This is a genomic window from Paenibacillus sp. GbtcB18, assembly GCF_019091125.1.
Taxonomy (GTDB): domain Bacteria; phylum Bacillota; class Bacilli; order Paenibacillales; family NBRC-103111; genus Paenibacillus_F; species Paenibacillus_F chitinolyticus.
The window spans coordinates 1-266 of sequence record NZ_JAGXJX010000404.1 but is presented as its reverse complement, the minus strand read 5'-3'; the positions used below and the strand labels follow the sequence as shown (position 1 = coordinate 266).

1 tRNA gene and 1 rRNA gene are annotated in these 266 nt (G+C 55.6%); both read right to left on the bottom strand.

Annotated elements, in window-relative coordinates:
* Window positions 1–48: 48 nt before the first annotated feature.
* A tRNA-Ser gene (locus KVT34_RS30355) sits at window positions 49–140 on the bottom strand.
* 50 nt (window positions 141–190) lie between these two features.
* A 5S ribosomal RNA gene (gene rrf / locus KVT34_RS33095) occupies window positions 191–266 on the bottom strand; the annotation flags it as partial.

Below are 266 nucleotides of genomic sequence, written 5' to 3'. Positions count from 1 at the left end.
GGGTATGAACCGTACGCTCTAGCCAGCTGAGCTACGCCGCCTTAATACTGGCGGAGAGAGAGGGATTCGAACCCTCGAGACGCTTTTGGCGCCTACACGATTTCCAATCGTGCTCCTTCGGCCAGCTCGGACACCTCTCCATTGTGCATACGAGACAAAATCCCATAAAAAAACCCACGGTTGTGGGACTGCTTGGCAACGTCCTACTCTCCCAGGACCCTTCGGTCCAAGTACCATCGGCGCTGGAAGGCTTAACGGTCGTGTTC